21 protein-coding genes and 3 pseudogenes are annotated in these 19,115 nt (G+C 50.4%); 4 read left to right on the plus strand and 20 right to left on the minus strand.

Going from position 1 to position 19,115, the window contains the following annotated elements:
• Window positions 1-110 precede the first annotated feature (110 nt).
• Both E308F_RS10495 and E308F_RS16220 read left to right on the plus strand, forming a co-directional pair.
• Window positions 111-449 (plus strand): annotated as a pseudogene (locus E308F_RS10495) (manganese catalase family protein); the annotation flags it as partial.
• Window positions 446-622 (plus strand): hypothetical protein, encoded by a 177-nt coding sequence (locus E308F_RS16220; protein ID WP_216364513.1) that lies wholly within the window; start codon window positions 446-448, stop codon window positions 620-622. The pseudogene E308F_RS10495 and the gene E308F_RS16220, both read left to right, overlap by 4 nt.
• Window positions 623-627: 5 nt before the next feature.
• Here E308F_RS16220 and larC read toward each other — a convergent pair whose 3' ends face one another.
• From larC to E308F_RS10540, 8 genes are all read right to left on the minus strand, one after another.
• The gene (gene larC, locus E308F_RS10500; protein ID WP_141264853.1) at window positions 628-1,821 is read right to left on the minus strand and encodes a nickel pincer cofactor biosynthesis protein LarC; all 1,194 of its coding nucleotides are present in this window, start codon (window positions 1,819-1,821) and stop codon (window positions 628-630) included.
• Between the two features lie 199 nt (window positions 1,822-2,020).
• Window positions 2,021-2,665 (minus strand): (2Fe-2S)-binding protein, encoded by a 645-nt coding sequence (locus E308F_RS10505; RefSeq protein WP_141264854.1) that lies wholly within the window; start codon window positions 2,663-2,665, stop codon window positions 2,021-2,023.
• 285 nt (window positions 2,666-2,950) lie between these two features.
• Window positions 2,951-3,568, minus strand: a complete 618-nt coding sequence (locus tag E308F_RS10510; protein ID WP_141264855.1) for a flavin reductase family protein — start codon at window positions 3,566-3,568, stop codon at window positions 2,951-2,953.
• 115 nt (window positions 3,569-3,683) lie between these two features.
• Window positions 3,684-4,472: a nitrogenase reductase gene (locus tag E308F_RS10515; RefSeq protein ID WP_141264856.1), complete on the minus strand. Its 789-nt coding sequence runs from the start codon at window positions 4,470-4,472 to the stop codon at window positions 3,684-3,686.
• A 24-nt stretch (window positions 4,473-4,496) separates the two neighbouring features.
• Window positions 4,497-4,922 carry a tRNA (N6-threonylcarbamoyladenosine(37)-N6)-methyltransferase TrmO gene (gene tsaA / locus E308F_RS10520; protein WP_141264857.1) on the minus strand — a complete coding sequence of 142 codons (426 nt, stop codon included), beginning with the start codon at window positions 4,920-4,922 and terminating at the stop codon, window positions 4,497-4,499.
• Between the two features lie 852 nt (window positions 4,923-5,774).
• Window positions 5,775-6,575, minus strand: coding sequence for an ExeA family protein (locus tag E308F_RS10530; RefSeq protein ID WP_141264859.1), 801 nt, complete (start codon window positions 6,573-6,575; stop codon window positions 5,775-5,777).
• On the minus strand, window positions 6,575-7,963 hold the full coding sequence (locus E308F_RS10535; RefSeq protein ID WP_141264860.1) for a DDE-type integrase/transposase/recombinase: 1,389 nt from the start codon (window positions 7,961-7,963) through the stop codon (window positions 6,575-6,577). The genes E308F_RS10530 and E308F_RS10535 overlap by 1 nt, the downstream gene beginning before the upstream one ends.
• 170 nt (window positions 7,964-8,133) lie before the next feature.
• Window positions 8,134-8,736, minus strand: a complete 603-nt coding sequence (locus E308F_RS10540) for a DUF6431 domain-containing protein (protein WP_141264861.1) — start codon at window positions 8,734-8,736, stop codon at window positions 8,134-8,136.
• A gap of 307 nt (window positions 8,737-9,043) precedes the next feature.
• Here E308F_RS10540 and E308F_RS10550 point away from each other — a divergent pair, with 307 nt between their 5' ends.
• Window positions 9,044-9,301 carry a nucleotidyltransferase domain-containing protein gene (locus E308F_RS10550; RefSeq protein ID WP_253260469.1) on the plus strand — a complete coding sequence of 86 codons (258 nt, stop codon included), beginning with the start codon at window positions 9,044-9,046 and terminating at the stop codon, window positions 9,299-9,301.
• Window positions 9,302-9,404: 103 nt separating this feature from the next.
• Here E308F_RS10550 and E308F_RS10555 read toward each other — a convergent pair whose 3' ends face one another.
• Window positions 9,405-9,656: a DUF2283 domain-containing protein gene (locus E308F_RS10555; RefSeq protein WP_141264864.1), complete on the minus strand. Its 252-nt coding sequence runs from the start codon at window positions 9,654-9,656 to the stop codon at window positions 9,405-9,407.
• 4 nt (window positions 9,657-9,660) lie between these two features.
• Window positions 9,661-9,909, minus strand: coding sequence for a hypothetical protein (locus E308F_RS10560; protein ID WP_141264865.1), 249 nt, complete (start codon window positions 9,907-9,909; stop codon window positions 9,661-9,663).
• Window positions 9,910-10,131: 222 nt separating this feature from the next.
• On the opposite strand from E308F_RS10560, the pseudogene E308F_RS10565 reads away from it, so the two are divergent.
• Window positions 10,132-10,368: pseudogene (locus tag E308F_RS10565) on the plus strand (manganese catalase family protein); the annotation flags it as partial.
• A 97-nt stretch (window positions 10,369-10,465) separates the two neighbouring features.
• Here E308F_RS10565 and E308F_RS10570 read toward each other — a convergent pair.
• The 10 genes and pseudogenes from E308F_RS10570 to E308F_RS10615 form a co-directional block, all read right to left on the minus strand.
• On the minus strand, window positions 10,466-10,810 hold the full coding sequence (locus E308F_RS10570) for a HEPN domain-containing protein (RefSeq protein WP_216363950.1): 345 nt from the start codon (window positions 10,808-10,810) through the stop codon (window positions 10,466-10,468).
• 57 nt (window positions 10,811-10,867) lie between these two features.
• A complete protein-coding gene (locus E308F_RS10575; protein WP_216364514.1) occupies window positions 10,868-11,263 on the minus strand; it encodes a nucleotidyltransferase domain-containing protein in 396 nt (131 codons plus the stop codon).
• A 500-nt stretch (window positions 11,264-11,763) separates the two neighbouring features.
• A pseudogene (locus E308F_RS10580) lies at window positions 11,764-12,336 on the minus strand (transposase); the annotation flags it as partial.
• A gap of 243 nt (window positions 12,337-12,579) precedes the next feature.
• Window positions 12,580-13,341, minus strand: a complete 762-nt coding sequence (locus E308F_RS10585) for an energy-coupling factor ABC transporter ATP-binding protein (RefSeq protein ID WP_141264867.1) — start codon at window positions 13,339-13,341, stop codon at window positions 12,580-12,582.
• The gene (gene cbiQ, locus E308F_RS10590; RefSeq protein ID WP_141264868.1) at window positions 13,342-14,154 is read right to left on the minus strand and encodes a cobalt ECF transporter T component CbiQ; all 813 of its coding nucleotides are present in this window, start codon (window positions 14,152-14,154) and stop codon (window positions 13,342-13,344) included.
• 77 nt (window positions 14,155-14,231) lie between these two features.
• Window positions 14,232-15,299 carry an energy-coupling factor ABC transporter permease gene (locus E308F_RS10595; RefSeq protein ID WP_141265249.1) on the minus strand — a complete coding sequence of 356 codons (1,068 nt, stop codon included), beginning with the start codon at window positions 15,297-15,299 and terminating at the stop codon, window positions 14,232-14,234.
• A 231-nt stretch (window positions 15,300-15,530) separates the two neighbouring features.
• Window positions 15,531-16,283 (minus strand): ABC transporter ATP-binding protein, encoded by a 753-nt coding sequence (locus E308F_RS10600; protein ID WP_141264869.1) that lies wholly within the window; start codon window positions 16,281-16,283, stop codon window positions 15,531-15,533.
• Window positions 16,280-17,353, minus strand: a complete 1,074-nt coding sequence (locus E308F_RS10605; RefSeq protein ID WP_141264870.1) for a FecCD family ABC transporter permease — start codon at window positions 17,351-17,353, stop codon at window positions 16,280-16,282. Before E308F_RS10605 ends, E308F_RS10600 begins: the two co-directional genes overlap by 4 nt.
• Window positions 17,354-17,374: 21 nt before the next feature.
• A complete protein-coding gene (locus E308F_RS10610; RefSeq protein ID WP_172613900.1) occupies window positions 17,375-18,496 on the minus strand; it encodes an iron ABC transporter substrate-binding protein in 1,122 nt (373 codons plus the stop codon).
• 202 nt (window positions 18,497-18,698) lie between these two features.
• On the minus strand, window positions 18,699-19,037 hold the full coding sequence (locus tag E308F_RS10615) for a zeta toxin family protein (RefSeq protein WP_141264871.1): 339 nt from the start codon (window positions 19,035-19,037) through the stop codon (window positions 18,699-18,701).
• Window positions 19,038-19,115 lie beyond the last annotated feature (78 nt).

Consider the following 19,115-nt stretch of genomic DNA (forward strand, 5'->3'; position numbering starts at 1 on the left):
TCCGATCAGTTAAAGGAGCAATTTCATTTCCCTGCTGGTTCAGAAACCGGCCGTCAGGCTGGTAACCAGTACCAGTTACCTGCAGGAAGTTGCCGGCAGTATAAATCTGGGTAGTCTATAACCTCATAAAAGACGCTCCCCTGGAAGAAATCAAACGCGCCGGCCTGGACGGCTACTATGCCGACCACGACCGCGCCCTCTACTTTGTCAACGCCGCCGGCGCCCCCTGGACGGCCACCTACATCCAGTCCAAGGGTGACCCGGTCACCGATCTCCATGAGAATATGGCCGTCGAGCAAAAGGCCCGTTCCACTTACGAATACCTGATCCAGCTCTCCGACGACCCAGATGTTAGCGACACCTTGAAGTTCTTGCGCGAAAGGGAAGTCGTCCACTTCCAGCGCTTCGGCGAGACGTTAAACCTGGTCCATGAGCACCTGGATTTGTGACGAATAGCTTCCAAGCTCATATGCCAATTCATCAATCTGCTGCAAATCCTTCTTCTCAAACTCAATATATTCCTGGACCTCTTCCCGAGAAAACTCTTTCTCCCGGTAATCTGCCTCTGTACGAGCCGCCAATAGAAACAGCAAAAGTCAGTGTAAGTGATGTGGCCATCTAACTTTGTCAGGAATTAACTAGTACGGACCTAGCGGCGGCCAAAGCAGCTGTGTAGACTTCCTTTATAGGTACACCGGCGGCCAGAGCAACCTGGCGACAAGATTCGTACTCCGGTGCTATGTTAGTGATTGCCTGACCCTCATGATCATGATAGAGCCCCCATTTTACAGCAACCGGTCCATAGGGCGTAAGCACTTCAGTAATCTGTTGCTGGCAGATCAGTTTTTGGTCGCGGCGAAAGCGTAGACCCAAGGTGCTGGAATGGCGGAATATTGCCGCCGCTACTGCAGCAAGACGGCTCTCCGGACAAAGAACTGTAAAAAGGAGGCCGGGACGACCTTTTTTCATATGTACTGGTATAAAGTACGCATCCACAGCTCCGGCACCCAAAACCTGCTCCATGAGGACAGGGAAAAACTCAGGGTTCATGTCATCAATGGTGGTTTCGAGGACCAGTATGCTATCTTCCCCTTTTCCCGCTGTGTCGCTCATTTCCCCTAAAGCCAAGCGCAAAATGTTAGGATGAGGCAACTTGGTTTTGCCCGCGCCAAAGCCAACGCTGATCAAATTCATAGGTGGAAAAGGACCAAACCTGTCAGCCAAAGTAGTAATGATAGCTGCACCAGTTGGAGTTACCACTTCCGCTTCAACTTCCGTACCGTAAACAGGATAACCCTGGAGTAGGTAAAGGGTCGCCGGCGCCGGTACAGGCAATCTGCCGTGATGGCATTCGGTCCAACCCGAACCCAGGGGTAGCGGCGATGACATAACTCGTGCAATACCCAGAAGGTGCAGACCCAGGACGGTTCCTACGATATCGATAATGGCATCGACGGCTCCTACTTCATGGAAGTGTACCTCTTCCGGACTAATGCCATGCACCTGAGCTTCAGCCTGAGCCAAGCGCCGGAAGATAGCCGTAGCCTTTTCCCGCACCGGCACAGGCAGCGGGCTGTCGTTTATTATTCTTAAAATATCTTCCAAGTGACGGTGGTGATGGTGATCTTGTACCTGCACTTGTACATCCACAGCTGTAATACCTTGATGTTTAACTTCCTTGATCTTAAGTTCCCATCCTTCTAGTGCCAAGTCTTTTAATCCAGCTATCAGTTCTTCTGGAGAAAGGCCATTGGCCAGCAAGGCTCCCAAACACATATCCCCGCTGATACCAGAAAAGCAGTCAAAATAGGCGACTTTCATCTTACTCCTCCTTTACTCCATGGTTTATAGTTATAGTTTTATGGTCATCGGAACATATGACCTCGGATAGATCGAAGAAGAGTTCCTTAAGGAGAACCGAGGTCATCCCCGGAAGCTCACACACCCTCTTCCGTAGGAGAGAGGGGTCAATACCGTACTGGGATTTGCGGGGAGGTATTGGCGGTATAGGCGGACGTATTTAAGCTTTCCTCCTTCCTCTCATGGGAATCACTATCACCCCTTGCAGGGGGGCCGCTATTACCCGCTCCAAAAGCCTGATATCATCCTCAAAGCGGAATCCTCTTCCGGTGTACCTCTGTTTCACTTTCTCGGGAATATCCCATACTGTGGGAGTCCGGCAGTACCATTGCCAGCCTCCTTTAGGAGGAGACGGTTCAATACCCGCTGCCCCCAGGAGCCTCAATATGGACTGAATGCACCCCACTTTGCAGCCCGTCCTGGCTGCGGTCGTGAAGGAAACATCTTCCGGGGAACGTGCTCCGAGTAAGATAGCCGCAGCCACCTCTTCCGCCCTAGTTGAGGTGCAGCAGCAAATTATCTGCTCCGGATGGAGCCTGGCCCGCAGGCAGAGCTCTATGACTTGGTTATAATCTACACTATTCATGCTTACCCCTACTACTACAGGCTCTTCCCTTTTGGCCATGGTAATGGCGTAGTCAGGGCAACGCTGTTCACAGGCTGCACAACCCCGGCAGCGCTCCGGATTTACTACCGCCTTCCCGTTCTCCACCTTGATGGCCAGAACCGGGCACACCCGCTCGCAGGTGCGGCAAGCCTTACACTTTTCTTCATCTACTTCGGCCACAAGATTTACTACCTTCAAGCCTGATGCCCCCCTTTCATCGCAGGCTTGATATTCTATATTGTCGTATACCGTTCAGTTGTTTAAGCATTTCTTTATACCCTTTGGCTTCCTTGCAAAACCATTCGCAAATTCGTTCGATATTATCGTACTTTGTATATATTGTTTCTAGCACTGCGCGCGTCAGGTATGGCCACAGTGAAGGCACCTGAACGGGTTAAATAAAAACTCGCAGATACCTGCCGGTTCCTCCGGGGCCTCTTCTCCCGCCCCCCTTCAGGAATATCCTTACAGGGCACACAACTTCTACCCGTTTTCGCCAGTAAAAGCGGGGGCCTCATCCTTTTTACCCAGGAACATTTCTGTGTAATCTGCATACCTACCCGCAAAAACCGGCCGGGTAAACCACATTCCGTGCTCACCAAGCATTACCGATAACGGTTTCGCCCGTTCATAGTCCATTTCTCCAGCTTCATTGAAGAAACGTTCATCTACCTCCAGATGCACCACCTTACCGATAACCAGGGAATAATGCTTGCGGCTGATTTCTTCTACCAGGGTGCACTCTGCCCAGGCCAGGCAGCCTTCAATCCCGGGCGTTTGGATTTTTTGAGACAGGCGAGGGTTTAAACTGGCCTCTTCGAACTCGTCCACTTCCGGCGGGTAATTCCGCGAACAGATCATTACTGCCTCTACCAGTTCGACAGGCGGCACGTTGACCACAAATTCCCCCGTTTCCCTGATATTATTTAATGTATCCCGTTTAATCCACGAAGCCAGGACTATATCATCAAAGGGCCTTAAAATAGGCGTAATATTGGACCAGGGAGCGATATTACGCACCCCATCCTTTCCTCCTACTGTGGAAATCAGAACCACTGGCAGCGGTATCACCTGTTCTCTCTTGCGCGGCGCAAGAATCATTATTTCCTATCCTCCTCTATCCGTCTTTTCTGCTCCAGTCGTATGGAACCCTACCGTTATGAGGATCTACGCGAAACTCATCAGGATCATCAATAAGAGATACCTGTTGTGATAGCTAGTTTCGTTTCAACATCCCTCCAATCCCGCTCACCAGCCTGTCCACCTCCTCCCGCAGGGCGCCTGCGTCCAGAGGAACTCCCAGAAGATTTGCCCGGGCTACGGCCGGGGAATAAGGCAAAAAGCCCTTGATCGCGATGCCTTTAGCTGCCAGCATTTCTTTTAAAACGGGCTCCGTTTTCTCGTCCACCTTATTCAGTACAACCCCGAAGCCCTTTTTCGCTTCCCGGGCCAGTCTTGCAGCTTTCTCAGCCAGAATGACGGCATCGTGGGATGGATCCACCACCATCAACACGGCATCCACGCCTTCCAGGACTCCCCGTCCAAAGTGTTCCACTCCGGCTTCGGTGTCCACCAGGACCCACTGTCCTTCCTCCACTGCCAGATGGTTCAAGAAGTCCCGCGCTACTGCTCCCATGGGGCAGGCGCATCCCTCCATGCTGTGCTCGATCTTTCCTACCTGCATTAAAGCCACAGGTCCATCCCAGCCCACTAATTCCGGGGGTAAGCTATCCAGAGCCATTTTTTCAGTAAAAAGCGCTACCTGCTCGCTTTCTTTACCTTTGAGCATGGCTACCAGCTTTTCCTTTACCGCCGTTTTGCCCCCCAGGTAGTCCATCAGAGTTTTTCCGGGTGGTTCGATCCCAAATATTGCACCCAGCCCGAGATTTGACTCGTCTGCATCTACCACCAGGACCTTTCCTTGTTCTCCCAGCCGCCGCGCCAGTAGGGTCACCAGTGTGCTCTTCCCGCTGCCGCCCCGGCCGCTAACAATCAATTTAGGCATCTTTAACCAAACCCCCTCAAATTTTTATTTTTTGAACCAACCAATACGCGCCCCCGAAATACTATCCACATCAGAAGAATAGGGTTTTATGTCCAAAAGGGGGCTTCCGTCCACAGCGTCGAGTCCGCGCACCAGCAGGCGGTTTCCTTTCACTTCCAGCAACTCAACCACACCAAAAGCGATGGGGTTGGGCCGGGAAGGGGAGCGGCAGGCAAAAACGCCGCGAATTTCCGGGCCAAAGGGCGTTTGGGTCTGCAGCGTGTTCCGGGCTGCAAGATGGCACCAGTAAAGAACAATCAGGTGGGTTGCCTGGTCCACATCCTTTAATCCTTCCGCAAACTGGGGGTAAATCTCCAGCTCTGCCAGCTGGTCAGAAAAACGCCCCTGGAATGGTGCCTCTTGAACTGTGCGGTAAGGGCTACTGATTTTCCCGATAGGTACCAGCTCCAAAGAACCACCTCCTCGACGGGTCGCCGGGTGCCAGGTTGATCAGTCCGAAGATGATGATGGAAACCCCTAGCATTACAACAACAAGAAATATCAAGCGTTTTAGAAAGTAACCCCACACTGCTGCTCGCCAACTCCCGGACAAAATAAGAGCCACGGAACCTCCCCTCCTCCATTTTCAAGGGAATTAGGCCTCCGTGGCCCATATACAGAGAAAAGCACCACTTGGATGCTCCTTCGTGAAGACTCAACACCTTCGTGGTGCTTATCATTCTTCCTTGCTTCCTTAATTTTGCTTCCCGGCGGCTCCGGCCGCTTTTCTACTTTTGATTATATTTGATTATATTCGCTACCTATCCTTAATTTCCTTCTAACTAAAGTTCGACCATCCTGAAAGAAAACCCAGGGATAACCAGAATCTGTCATCAATGTCCGGAAAAAGTTGAGCAGCAGCAAAATCAAGTATGAGGTCCAGGATAGCTGCGAAGGCGTAGTTGCAGTTAAGGTTTTCTATGATGTAGGTACCACAAGCATCTTTCACCAGCAATGTTAGTGCCTCAAAACGTAAAACGGCAATAAGAAACTAAGCAGGCAAGCTAGAGCAGTAATTACTAGCCTGAGCAATAAAAGTAAGTTGAAGGAAGGTGCTTACCTTGTAGATTCTCACTTTAATTCGGAAAAGCTTCTCACAATAAATTAGACGAAGATAGCAGCAAAAGAATAAAGTTTCTCAGATTAAACCGGATATAGACAAACATCATTCTAAGATTGCGCCAGCAAAAAGGTTAAATAAAGCCAAAACCGGGCACCACAAATTGGTACCCGGCTTTAGCAAATTCTTACCTTCTTCCGGCTCTAAATCTCCAGTTCCCTTTGTGCCTGGTAGACGATCTCATCATCAATCAGCCTCTGTTTCTTGCCACAGGCACAGATGAGGCAGGTGGTGACCAGGTTGTTAACCAGGCGGGGCAGGCCGCCTGTTATGCCGTAGATAGCCTCCAGGGCGGAGGGGGTAAAAATATCCTCATGAAGGCCGGCAAGTTTTAGCCGGCTCAAAACATAATCCCGCAGTTCCTCCGGCCTAAGGCCCTGGAGGAAATACTTGACCGCCAGGCGCTGCCTTAAAGGAGCGTTAATATTTAAGCTCAGGCGGGAACGGATAAGGTTTTGGCCGGCGAGGATAAGGACAAAGGGGTTCTGGGAGTCCATCTGGAAGTTAAAGAGGAGGCGCAGGTCCTCCAGGATTTTGTTGGCAGCGAGATGGATTTCGTCCAGGACAATAAGGGGAATAATATTGCGGTCGGCATAAAGGCTATTGACAGCCGCCTGGATCTGGTGGAAGATATGGACTTTTTTATGCTTGGGTTCCTCGCCCAGGGCGAGGGCCAGGCCCTGGTAAAACTCCAGCACCGTGACGGTGGAGAGGGCAAAATAACAAGCTTTGTAGTGGGCCGGGTTAAGTTCACTGACAAATTTCCTGAGGGCGGTAGTTTTACCACAGCCGGCCTCGCCGGTAATTAGTCCAATACCCCGGACGTTAAGGAGATACTTCAGGCGGGAGTTAAGTTCCAGGAGGTCCTGGCTTAAGAACAACTGGTCGAAGGGTATTTCTTTGGTGAAGGGATTAAATTTAAGGCCAAAGAACTGGGTAAACATCACCCTTCACCTCCAACGTTCTCTGGGGTGAGGATAGCGGCAAAAGAGACGGAAGGCGCCGGTGCCGGGAGGGGGTTGTCCGCATGAGGGAGATTTACCTTCCCCGGCAACTGAAGGGGTGGGCGGTCCTTGCCGGCCGGGCGGCCGCGCCCTCTTCTTTTCAGGCCGGCATTGGTGGCAAAGTCCACCTGCCTGGCCTCGCCCACCTTTAACCCTTCGCGGTACAAAAGGACGGGCCGGGCGGGGTTTAAAAGCCACTCCGGGTCGTACCGCACCTCAAGGCGCAATCCGGCCAGCTGCGGCTCCGTTTCAAAGAGGACATTCTCCAAAGAGAAGGTAGCATCATGGTTAACCTTGCGCATGACCCGCAGGAGAAAATACTCATCCAAAAGCGCCGGGTCGGGAAAGAGGCGTATCCGCTGAACTTGGGAGAGGAAATAATCCAGGGGGCTAAGGCCCAGGGAGCTATGAATTTTGCGTTGGTAGTCCTCCTCCAGCCACTGCCAGAAGAGGAGGTTTAACTCCTCCAGGGATTTAATTTTCTCCAGGTCCAGCCGGGGCAAGAAACGCGTCCTGACCGTCCGGAAGAAACGCTCAATCTTACCCCGGGCATAAGGGGTGAAGGGTTCGGCATGGAGCAAAGCACAGCCTAAACTGGCACAGACTACGGCCAACTGCCCAGAACGGTAGACCCTGCCGTTATCGGTGTAAATCATCTTCGGCACGCCGCGCTTTAAGATGGCCTCTTTTAAAGTAGAGCGCACCGCCAAATAATTCTGCTCCCAGAAGAACTGGGCATGAAGGATAAGGCGCGAAGCGTCGTCGATAAAAGCAATGAGGTAAGTCTGCCTTTTACCCCGGGCCGTTTTAAGGTAAGGGCCGTACATGATATCCCCCTGCCAGAGCTCATTCACCCACTGGTGGGCAAAGCGCTTGATTTCCTTTCCTTTAGCATTTGTTGCCGGAGAAGACGAAGGAAGCGGGTGCCGGGAGAGGTAGCGGTAAAAGGTGGATAGAGAAACTTTGTCAGGAGTAAACACCCCGTCTTTCACCAGCTCCTCATAGAGCATGATACCACTTAGCCCCGGTTTCTCTGTCCTTTTGGCCTCGATTTTTAGGGCCATCTCTTCCGTTATCCGCCGGCTTTTCCCCCGGTCGGAACGATAACCGGGTTTTAAACCCTCCAGGCCATGGCGGCGGTAGAGATACAACCACCAGGCAAAACTCTTGGGAGAATACCGCTTTATGCCATAATGGGGCATGACAATAGGTTGAGAGGCCAGGTCCTTAAAGTACTCCTGGTGACTTTCCACCTGGCCGTTAAGCACCGGCGCAATCAAAGCAAACTTCTTCAGGGCGATCTCTTCCCGTTCTTGAGAAGAAAGCATAAAGAACCGTAAGCCTCCTTAAAACTAAATGTTAAATTTTAGGAGGCCGTAAGCGCTTACAGCCCGCAGGCGCCCTTGAGTATCATGATACCATTCTCTGATAGCCGGTCCCCAGACAAAAGTTTTGTTGCTGCCATTTTTCACCTCCAGGGGTACCAGAAGAGCTCCGGTTATGCTAAAATATTACGCAAAGGAGCCATAAAAGCGTACCCCCAAGCCTCGTAAAACCTGGTACTGAAGGACTGGATGTGGGCAAATCCAGTGGTAATGAGGCGGAGTACCTTTTGGGCTCCTTCCTTTTTGGCGGGTATTTCCTCCGGCAGCCGAACCCGGGGCATGAATTGGCGTAAGGCTAATTTGATAAATTTCAAATTGGCCAGAAAACGGCGCAGGTAAAACTGTAAGTGTGAGATGTCCCAGTAGAGCTTTGGGTAGCGCCCTTTTAGAAACTTAAGGCAACCTCGCAGGGAGAAATTGAACTCCAGCATAAGCCTGAGGCCGGTAAAAATCAAATCAACACAATACTGAAAATAGGGCAGGCAAAAGGAAGGCAAGTAAGAAATGGTAGAGTGGCAGTATTGGCAGTAGTAACGCCGGATTAAGATGCGGCCGCTGAAATCAGCGGTAATAACGTTGCGGTGAAAGAACCCGTGTTTTCGGGGCGGTATCTTTATCCGGCAATGGGGGCAGCAATCGGGTTCCGGAAAGGGGAAATCTTTACCCTGGCGGCTGTACTCTTCGGGCGACACGGTGGTGTAGAATATCAGCTGCATGGTAAACCCTCCCAGCCAATATTCTACTCTATTCGCCCCCAAGCAGCACGCCTTCCAGAAGATGGACTAAACCCATCTATAGTTTGAATACTGGCGTAAAGTGAAATAGGATTCTCATACTCTCCTGGTATTAACTTTAGATGCAGATTGTTCAATTTGCGACCATGGAATTATTTTGGGATGAATTAATGTGAGGATCTACATTACCTAATCTCCTTTGCTGGTAAATTTGGCCTTCACTCAGCAGCGTGAAGACCATGCGTACGAGTTTGCGGGCAGTTAGAACCAGGGGGCGCTTATGGTGATGATGCCTGGCCCCGGTTACCAGGCCAGGGGCGAGGCTCGGGAGGACAGCGATATCGACCTGCTGGTCGTCTCTCCTGACTTCGCCAAAATGCCTTTCCACCGCCGTTTTGAAATCCTGGGTACGGCTATCGCCAGGGTAAGGGAACCCATTGAACCCCTGGCCTGCGTTCCCGAAGAGGTGCAGTTGGAAAAATTAAGCAAGGCCAGCTTCCTTTACGACGTCCTGGTCCAGCAAAAAACCGTGGAATACCGGCTTTAAACAAAAGCGGCAGGCGCGCTTTGGCGTTCCTGCCGTCATCTTATTGGTCCTCTTTTTGTGGAGAAATTTTACTCCTGAACCTTCCCGGACAACTGTACCGTTCTCAGCCCGCCCGGGCGGTGCTTATATTAGAACCCGGCCCGGTTAGCATAATGCGGCCAAGAGGAAGCCCATCGGCTTCCAAGCGCGATAAATCTATCAAGGCGCTAGCACGGTCAATATCTATGCCTACCAGGTTCCCTTCGGCGTCAAAATCCAGCACTACGCCAGGCGCTACTTCTAACGAGTCGGCGCTTTCTTTTTCCGAAAGGTCTATATACAGGGTGTCAGTATCCGCGTAGTAATGAAATTTCATGTTTTCACTCCTCTTTGGTGGTTGCAATTTTAAAATTGCGATCAGGAAAGGCATTATGAATCGTTCGGCCATCTTCCAGGGTTACCACTCGCAAGTATTTCCCCAAGTCCGGGACATATATCCAGTGACGTATTCGCCCATCTGGCTGCATTTCATGAAACTCGGGTTTACGTATGGCCTGCTCGCACCATTCCATCTTAAGGTAGGGGCGCTTTCGCAAAACCTGCTCTTCAAAATAGCGCGTGGTTTTCATTTCCTGTTAACCAGCCCCCTCCTGGTAAATATTATACCCTAACTCAAGGTTTCGCGCTATAATTATATGGGTTCTCTTCTTTTTGGGCTTTATCGACCTTAGTGGATGTTTATAATCCTCCCGCAGGCCTCCAGAACTCCCTCCCGCATTGCTGGAACCAGTTTTTGTCTTTTACCTTCTACCTTTTTTAGGGTAGGTTTTGGATAACAAAAGTTAAAGTCAGGCGGGCCCGACGGCGAGCTCGCTGCATCTCTACGCTACCTCACCCAGCGCTACACCATGCCTATCCCCCAGGCCAAGGCAGTTCTTACAGACATCGGTACGGAAGAGCTGGCCCACATGGAGATTGTGGCTACCCTGGTCTATAACCTGATCAAAGACGCTCCCCTGGAAGAAATAAAAAGGGCCGGCCTGGACGGCTACTATGCCGACCACGACCGCGCCCTCTATTTTGTCAATGGTCGGGAGCCAGACCCGGTGTCGAAATAAAATACCCGGCTGGTTTCCCTGCCGGGTGCTTTGGTGCAATTCATTTGACTTTCTACAGCTGGATAGATCAGCCAGGACTGCGGATCTCTTTAACCACAAGAGTTTCAATCTGATCGACAAGAGATTTTACTTCATCAAACCAGGGAGCAACAATATCGGCTTCATATTTAACCAGGTCGGCATAATCCGCTTTCTGGCGGGCATCGAACAGCCTGTTATATAATGTTCCGGCCGAAGGGTTAACCAAACCAGCTTTAACGATCTTCTGGTGGAAAAAGCGAACGGATACCTGAATTTTGGCTGACGAGTAACCCTTGGCAAGGAGAATGGCAGAAACGGCGTAGAAACAGGCATAATATAACCGGTTAGGAAGTACGTATATGGCCTTCTGAAAAAAGCAATTCCGCCTCAGTTATAGCTTCTTTAGAGCGGTCCATCCTGTATAGGATTAACTGCTTAATTTCTTCTTTCACAGAACTATCCCCTCACGTCTTACATTCTGGGTGAAAGGCATGGCCTGGTATAGAGGGGAATTCCACTCCTGTTCGCTAAAAACCGCTATAGGTAAAGCTGCTCCTGTCTCTAACTCCAGCGGATAAAGTTTCTCGCGGATCGCATCTTCCAGGTGCCAATTAGCAGGTCCTTTCGTAAGGATTAGTACATCATAGTCCGAATCTGGTTCGGCATCACCACGAGCCCTGGAGCCATATAGTATTACTGTCGCACCGGGAACAACTTCGCGAATAAGATCACGGCAGCGTTCTAATAAGCGTTGTTCCTCATCGCCTGGGTAGTGGCGAATGACTCGGTAGCTTGTCGAGCTGCTCTTGTCCTCAACGGCCACGTTAATAATCACCCCTGCCACTATTATACACTATGACCACAACTACATACCAGTATTTTCAAACTTAAAGTTATGTCGTAATTACCGTAAGGGTTGACCCCCTGCCTGCTATATCGCAATGCCCGCGCTTTTTACCCCAGGAATGCCGGCAGGCAACGCACACTTTGTCCTCCGGCGCTTGAAATCTCTTTGTAGTACCCCGGGTCCAGTTTTTGTGTCCATGTCCTGCCACCTCTATCTGCTTCCATCAGGTAATAATTCGGACTAATCTGTATAATCCCCGGTACTTCTCATGCTTCTTGCTGGAACCTGGTGGCCTGGGTAGCTTCCCCTTCCCTTTCCTGCGGTTTTTATAAACAACTCTTGTATTTTGCCTTTGGCATCCGCTCCCGAGACCGCCGGGCTTTCCGGGCGATCTGGCTTACAGCCGGTAATTACCGGCTTATTTTCCTCTTCCCCGGCATTAACAGGAATAGCCTCTTGAGCCGTAGCTCCGAAACGGGAAAGGTCTATACCCAAACCTTTATAAACTGCTGTTCCTGGCGGTAAAGGGGCAGGCCTGCCCCGTATTTCTGGGTCATAATGTAGGCCAGAGGGGGGGAGATACGGGGCTGCCGGGAAGTACGGGAGCAGGCATGGGTGCCGTGACAACCGGGGTGGTTATCTCTTCCCGCTCGCAGCGGCGACAGAAATAGACGTAGCGCATATGCTTAACCACTTTCACCTGGGCCGGGATGACCTTAAGTTCCTGCCGCACCTCGGTGCTCATCTCATGCAGGGGACCGCCGTGAGCTTTGGCAGACCCGCTCTTCTTCCGGCAGGCGGTGCTCTACTACTTCTACCAGCAGATCTTCCAGGTTCATCTCCCGGCGGCTGTGTTTTTTGCGGCGCTGGTAGGTGATGGTTTCCAAATCCGGCTCAGGCGCCTCCGGCCTGGCTCCCGCTTCCGCCTCATTAAAAAGTAAGCTGGAAACACCGAATTGCCGCTTCTTGCTTAAACGGAACTGCTCCATAAACCAGTTTAATTTAGCGGTCAGTTCGGCGTTTTGTTGTTCCAGCTGGACACATCGCTCTCGCAGCTCTTCTATAGTCATGGTGGCGATGCATCGCTGTTTGGCCCTGCTTATCCTTTAGCCCAAGAGCCGAAAACAATAATCTTTTCTGGAAACCTGGGCGCCTACCTTCCTACCTTGACATTACTCATCTTCTTCAAATCCATAGTCCTTAAATTTCAACGTACGACAGTTTTCCGTAACTGTTCTAATTACAATTTGAGGATAACCCCCGCCACCCCTTCTCGGGCGCTTTTAGTTATCCGGAACTAGGAGCACTAACGTTCAAATGGGCTTTTTCGTACCACAGACCGGACACCCCTGTAAACCCAGGGGTAACTCCAGCCCACATTCTTCCATCAGTTCTGCATCACAAAGAATTTTTTCTGTAGGACCGTCAGTTATTACCCTGCCGTCCTTCAAAACAATTGTTCTCTCGCAAAGCTCAAATACCATGTCCAAATCATGGGTCGCAATTATCTTCGTATGGGTAAAGCTTTGAAGAAGTCTTATTAAACGGCGTCTTGATTTCGGATCAAGGGATGACGTTGGTTCATCCATAACGAGAATATCAGGATTCATAGCCAAAACCGTCGCAATAGCTGCTGCGCGCTTTTCACCACCTGAAAGCTTGTACGGCGGTCTATCCTTCAAATGTAGAATTCCAACAGTATCGAGTGAGCTAATTACTCTCTTTTCAACCTCTTCCTCAGGTAATTTATAGTTGCGCGGCCCAAAGGCTACATCATCATAAACGGTGGTCATAAATAACTGGTCATCTGGGTCTTGAAAAACCATCCCCACCCTTTGCCGAATCAACGGCAATGTTTTCTTGGTTACCGGCACATCACCTATCATGATTTCTCCTTCATCTGGAAACAATACCCCGACAAGGTGCATCAACAATGTCGACTTGCCTGCACCATTCGCGCCTACAATTCCAACGGATTCTCCGTGAGTAATCTTAAAAGCAACTCCGTTCAACGCCTGGCGTCCATCAGGGTACTTATACTTTAAATTATCTGCTTGTATAATATGATGGCTCATTTATCTCCTTACTCCCATCATTACCCAACCTATCATCTCAGGAATGTTGAAGTAGCGTATTATTACAAAAGATAAACTCCATCCGGCGAAGTACAGGATGTCGCCAATACCAATTCCTTTTTCTCTCCCGATATGATATTCTCCTGTAAATCCCCGGCAGCACATTGAACGGTAAACACGTTGGGCCCTTTCTATCGACCTGATAAGTAAGTGTCCCGTTAACGAACCCCAATCTCTAAATTTGATGCCTTTTTCACCCGCAGAGCGCAATGAATAGGCACGTACCATACGGCCAGCTTCCTCAACCAGCACCGCGATATACCTGTATGTTAGCAGAAGTTGGATAATAAATACCCCGGGTATCCTTATGGTTCTTAGCGCTGAGGCGATTCTCGTCATTCCAGTGGTGGCTATGAGAATGAGTGCTGCCAGTATTGTTAAAAAACCTTTAATTAAGATTGCAAAAAAAGAAACCCAGCCTCCCGAAATAGTAATCCATGGCAACACTAGCATCGGGCTTTTATCGTATATGGGGTTAAATAATCCGATGCCGATTATCAAAGGTAAAGCCAAGAGTACCCTTTTGAAAACCGGGACCATAGGAATATCTGCCAGTGTCATGATAATAACAGGGTAAAATATAAGTGGCAACATACCACTTAACTCGTAATTACTAAAGGATACAGTTACTAGCAAATATGCGCCCGTTGTTAACACTTTCATAAGCGGGTGCACATCATGTATAATAGACTTCTTGTCTGCAAATTCATCAAGTATTCTTATGTTATATAATGAGTCCGCCGGATTGGACATCACCTATCATCCCATTTATATAATTATATTTATATAAGTTTTGGCGGGGGTTAAAGCCCCGCCTTGTTGCTTTTACTCTAAACTGCGCTTGCTTTTTCCCTCTTTTTAATTGATCTTATAATAAGACCTGTTATTGCAGCTAAAAGCAAAGTCATTGCGCCGCCAACCAGTCCCGATACACTGGTCCCGGTATTCACCGCCGGCCATGCCTCTTCGGTCTCTGGAGCATCAGTACTTACTTTCTGTTCATGAGCATCAGTACTTACTTTCTTAAAGCTGTAGTCAGGCAAAAACGCGATTTTCTCCTGAATAGAAGCCAGCGTTTGATGAATACCGTCCGGAGCCTCGAGTTCCTCTTTACCTGAAGTATTAAGCATAGACCATTCCAATCCATCGGGATATGTAGATGCAAACCATGAGAAGACACCACCAGTTATAATTGCAACAATGGCAAGGCCGGCAAGGACCTTCTTGATGGGAATACCGCCCAGCTTCTCACCCAATGCCGCCTTCTCAATTATTTCAGGGCGGGCTTTCCAAATGAAGGCGACAACAGCAGCAGTTACGAGGCCTTCTACCAATCCGATAGCAAGGTGAATGGGCTGCATCAACAAAACAAACGTGCTGAAGGGCAACTCTGTTATACCCGAAAACAGGGTTTCTAGAACTACACTGAACGCTCCCAGCTGCAAGCCTACTATTGCAGCCAGTAGTGACCCGGCAAATATGCGTCCAGTTGAGTACCCTTTGCGAATAATCAATTTATAAATCAGGGGATATGCAATAAAGCATGTATAAAAACCAAGATTAAAAATGTTGCTTCCCAATGCTAGCAGGCCACCGTCGGCAAAAAAAAGTGCTTGGATAACTAAAACAGATGCCATGGTTAGAAAACCAGCATAAGGACCCAGCAATATAGCCAGTAGCATGCCTCCTCCTAAATGGCCGCTGGATCCGGTACCCGGAATTGTAAAGTTTATCATTTGGGCCGCAAATACAAATGCACCTACTACCCCCATTAAAGGTATTTTTTGCTCATCTAATTCATTTTGAACCTTTTTAATTGAATAAGCTGCGACTCCTGCCGTCACTGCCCACATGGTTCCACCTACAGCCGGTGAAAGCAGGGCATCTGCCATATGCATACGTTTTTCCTCCTTCAATTATTTAAGTCTCCGGTTGCGCAGGCCTAGTCTACCTCCATAACCACCCCTCTGAGGTCAACCAACTTGTGTTAAAAATAAAATAAACCATGGAAGATGTCCGGTTTATACCGTAACGACCTCCATGGTCGAGATTTAGCAACCTCCTTGGTTGCCTATTTCTTTAATAATTATATAACAAACCAAAATAACATTCAAGATTTCGCGGGCTTTTTACAAGGGCACGACCACGGGGATGTCTGCCAGTCTTTCCACCGCTACCCGAACTCCGTAGACGCCGGCGATATTTTCCGGAGTCATGATTTCCATCCCCCCGCAGGCAAAAACGGTTCTGTTCTTCAGGAGCAAAAATTTATCTGCAAATCGCAAAGCAAGGTTAAGGTCGTGCATTACCACCACCGCTGCAATGTTATGTTCCCTGACTGCACTTTTTACCGTTTGCAAAACCTCGAATTGATTTTTCAGATCCAGGTTGCTGGTGGGCTCGTCCAGTAAAAGCACCCGGGGTTCCTGGGCCAGAGCCCTGGCGATGACCACCTTTTGCAGTTCTCCCCCGCTCAATTCATCCAGGTAACGCAGGGAAAACTCCTCCAGGCCAAGAATACCCAACACATTCCGGACGATTTCCAGGTCTCTTGCGGTTGTGCCCCACTTGATGTGGGGTTTCCTGCCCAAAAGCACGGCGTCGAAGACCGTAAACCGGGCGCTTTCGTATCTTTGCGCCACGTACCCCAGGCGGCGGGCAACTTCCCGGGGACTGAGGGCAAACAGGTCTTTTTTTTCAATGAGAATTGTCCCTGTTTGCGGCTTTAAAATCCTGTTCAGGCACTTGAGCAGGGTGGACTTCCCGGCGCCGTTGTTGCCCAGGATAGCAAAAAATTCCCCCCTGTTGACTTCAAATTTGATATCCCTTAACACGGGCCGGCTGCTGTAACTGAATTCCACCCCGTCTACCGACAAGATCATCTTTTGCCATACCCCCTGGAGAGAAGGTAAAGGAACAGGGGGGCACCCATAAAAGAGGTAATCGCCCCCACCGGTAATACAACCGGGGAAACAACGGTCCTGGCCAGGGTATCGGAAGCAAGCAGCAAAAGCCCTCCCATTACGCTGGCAGCAGGGATCAGGAAACGGTGGTCGCCGCCCAGCACCCTTCTCATCATGTGCGGGGCGACCAGGCCGATAAAGCCGATAATGCCCAGAAAGGAAACAGTTACCGCCGTGACCAGGGAGGCCGCGAACATCCCGGTCAACCTGATCCTCTCTACATCAACACCCAGCCCTTTGGCCGTCTCCTCCCCGCCGTCCAAAGCGTTGTAATTCCACCGGTTGGCCATAAAGTAAAGCAGCGCGACAAAGGTTAGCGCGGCCATAATTTCCAGATCCCGCCAGGAAGCCCGGCCGATGTCGCCGAAGGTCCAAAAAACAATCGAAGCCACCTGCACGTCGCTGGCAAAAAACTGCAGGATAATGGTGGCAGCTGAAAAAAGGGACCCCAGGGCCACCCCCGCCAGGACCATTGCTTCGGGAGTGACCCCCCTGACCTGGGCCAGGAAGAGAACTACCAGGGTCGTCGCCATCGCCCCTACAAAGGCGGAAATGGTGACCAGATAGGGGTTGTTGATGATGACTGCATCGACGCTGGTGCTGTGGATGCTCCCCGCCCCCAGAGCAATGATGGCCACGGCGGCGCCAAAGGCCGCACCCTGCGAAACGCCCAGGGTGAAAGGGGACGCCAGAGGGTTTCTCAAGAGATTTTGCATCACGCAACCCGCCACGGAAAGACCGACCCCGGCAGTAACCGCCGCCAGCACCCGGGGCAGCCGGATATTCCAAATAATGATATTTAAACGTCCCTCCGCTTTGCCCAGCAGCGTCAGCATTACCTGGGCCGGCGAAAGCTCCGCCGACCCGGCGTTGATGGCGTAGACACCTAGCAGGACGGTCAAAAGGAAAAGCAGGCAAATAATAAAAACTTTTCTTTGGGTATACTTGAGGTAACTTTCCGGGATGTTTTCCATAGCTACCTGCCGCATATTTTTCTTTCCCCTCGAGTATTACGGATTAGCAAGATCAAGCTTCTTGAATCCACCGTAATCTTTCGCCATCTGTTCATATAAAGGTTTGCCCAAAAGGAACTGGTAAATCTCGTCGGCCTTTTGGGCCGGGTCGATATCTTTAAATTGTTCGGGGTAAATCACTTTCCCGGCGTAGTAGGCGTCGGCAATGGCAGTGCCTATGTTTGTGGTGTAGTAATTATAAGGAATCTGGCCGTAAACCTGACCTGTTTTGACCGCCTTCAGGGACTGGTAAAACTGCGGGTTTTTCTTGTAGTCTTCCCGCACCAGAGAGAAGCCCCCTTCATCGATAAAAATGATATCAGGGTCCCAGCTCAGGAGCTTTTCCTTGTCGATCATAACACTCCCCGTTTTACCCGTTTCGTCAACCACATTCCGGGCGTTAACAGCCGCAAAGGGCGGATATTTGGCCTGGGTGCTCTCGATGCCGTGTACTCCCTTCATGCCCAGAGCGCCTACATAAACTTTGGGTTTTTTGTCTTCAGGGATGTCCTTCGTCCTCGCATGCAAATCCTGCTGACATTTTTGCAGGTAATCAACTACTTCCCGGGCCCTTTCTTCACTACCGGTAATTTTCCCAATCAGCTTAAGGGACTTATAAACGTCCTCGTCAAAGGTGGCCAGCCTGCCGTAGCTCAACACCACCACCGGGATGTTCGTTTTGGCCTGCAGTTCATCCGCCCGAGACCTGTCTACCAGGTAGGCAACAAAAATTACGTCCGGCTTGACGCTGACCAGCTTTTCCGCGTCCGGGGTGGAATTGGGCCCTCCCTGGCCAATGGTGGGCAAATCCTTTAATTCGGGATGGGCTAAAATGTACGGCCGGCCGGTGGGCTGCTGCTTTTCCAGGTTCTCCACGCCCACCACCTTATCCGCGCCGTTCACATAACAAACCAGCCGCAGGGCACCGGGGCCGATGGCCACCACCTTCTTTACCGGTACGGGAACTTCCACCTGCCGGCCGGCCAGGTCGGTGACAACGGTTTTCTGCGGCGTCGCCGTATCCTGCCCGGGTGCTTTAGCCCCGCACCCACCCAGGATAATGATGGTAATCAGCAGGGCAATGAGCATAGCCACTGCCTTCAATGCCTTTGTCCGCATTTATTTCTCCTCCCTTTTTTGGATTTACTGTATAAAAACTCGTTTCTCCGTAACCTCTTCCGCTGCAAGGCATCCCCTTTTCACCACACCTGTTGTGATGGCTAGTTACCTTCTAACATCCCTCTAATCCCGCCCTTCAGCCTGTCCACCTCCTCCCGCAGGGCGCCTGCGTCCAGAGGAACTCCCAGAAGATTCGCCCGGGCTACGGCCGGGAAATAAGGCAAGCCACAGGTCCATCCCAGCCCACTAATTCCGGGGGTAAGCTATCCAGAGCCATTTTTTCAGTAAAAAGCGCTACCTGCTCGCTTTCTTTACCTTTGAGCATGGCTACCAGCTTTTCCTTTACCGCCGTTTTGCCCCCCAGGTAGTCCATCAGAGTTTTTCCGGGTGGTTCGATCCCAAATATTGCACCCAGCCCGAGATTTGACTCGTCTGCATCTACCACCAGGACCTTTCCTTGTTCTCCCAGCCGCCGCGCCAGTAGGGTCACCAGTGTGCTCTTCCCGCTGCCGCCCCGGCCGCTAACAATCAATTTAGGCATCTTTAACCAAACCCCCTCAAATTTTTATTTTTTGAACCAACCAATACGCGCCCCCGAAATACTATCCACATCAGAAGA

It is taken from the genome of Moorella sp. E308F (genome assembly GCF_006538365.1).
Classification (GTDB): Bacteria; Bacillota; DSM-521; order Neomoorellales; family Neomoorellaceae; genus Neomoorella.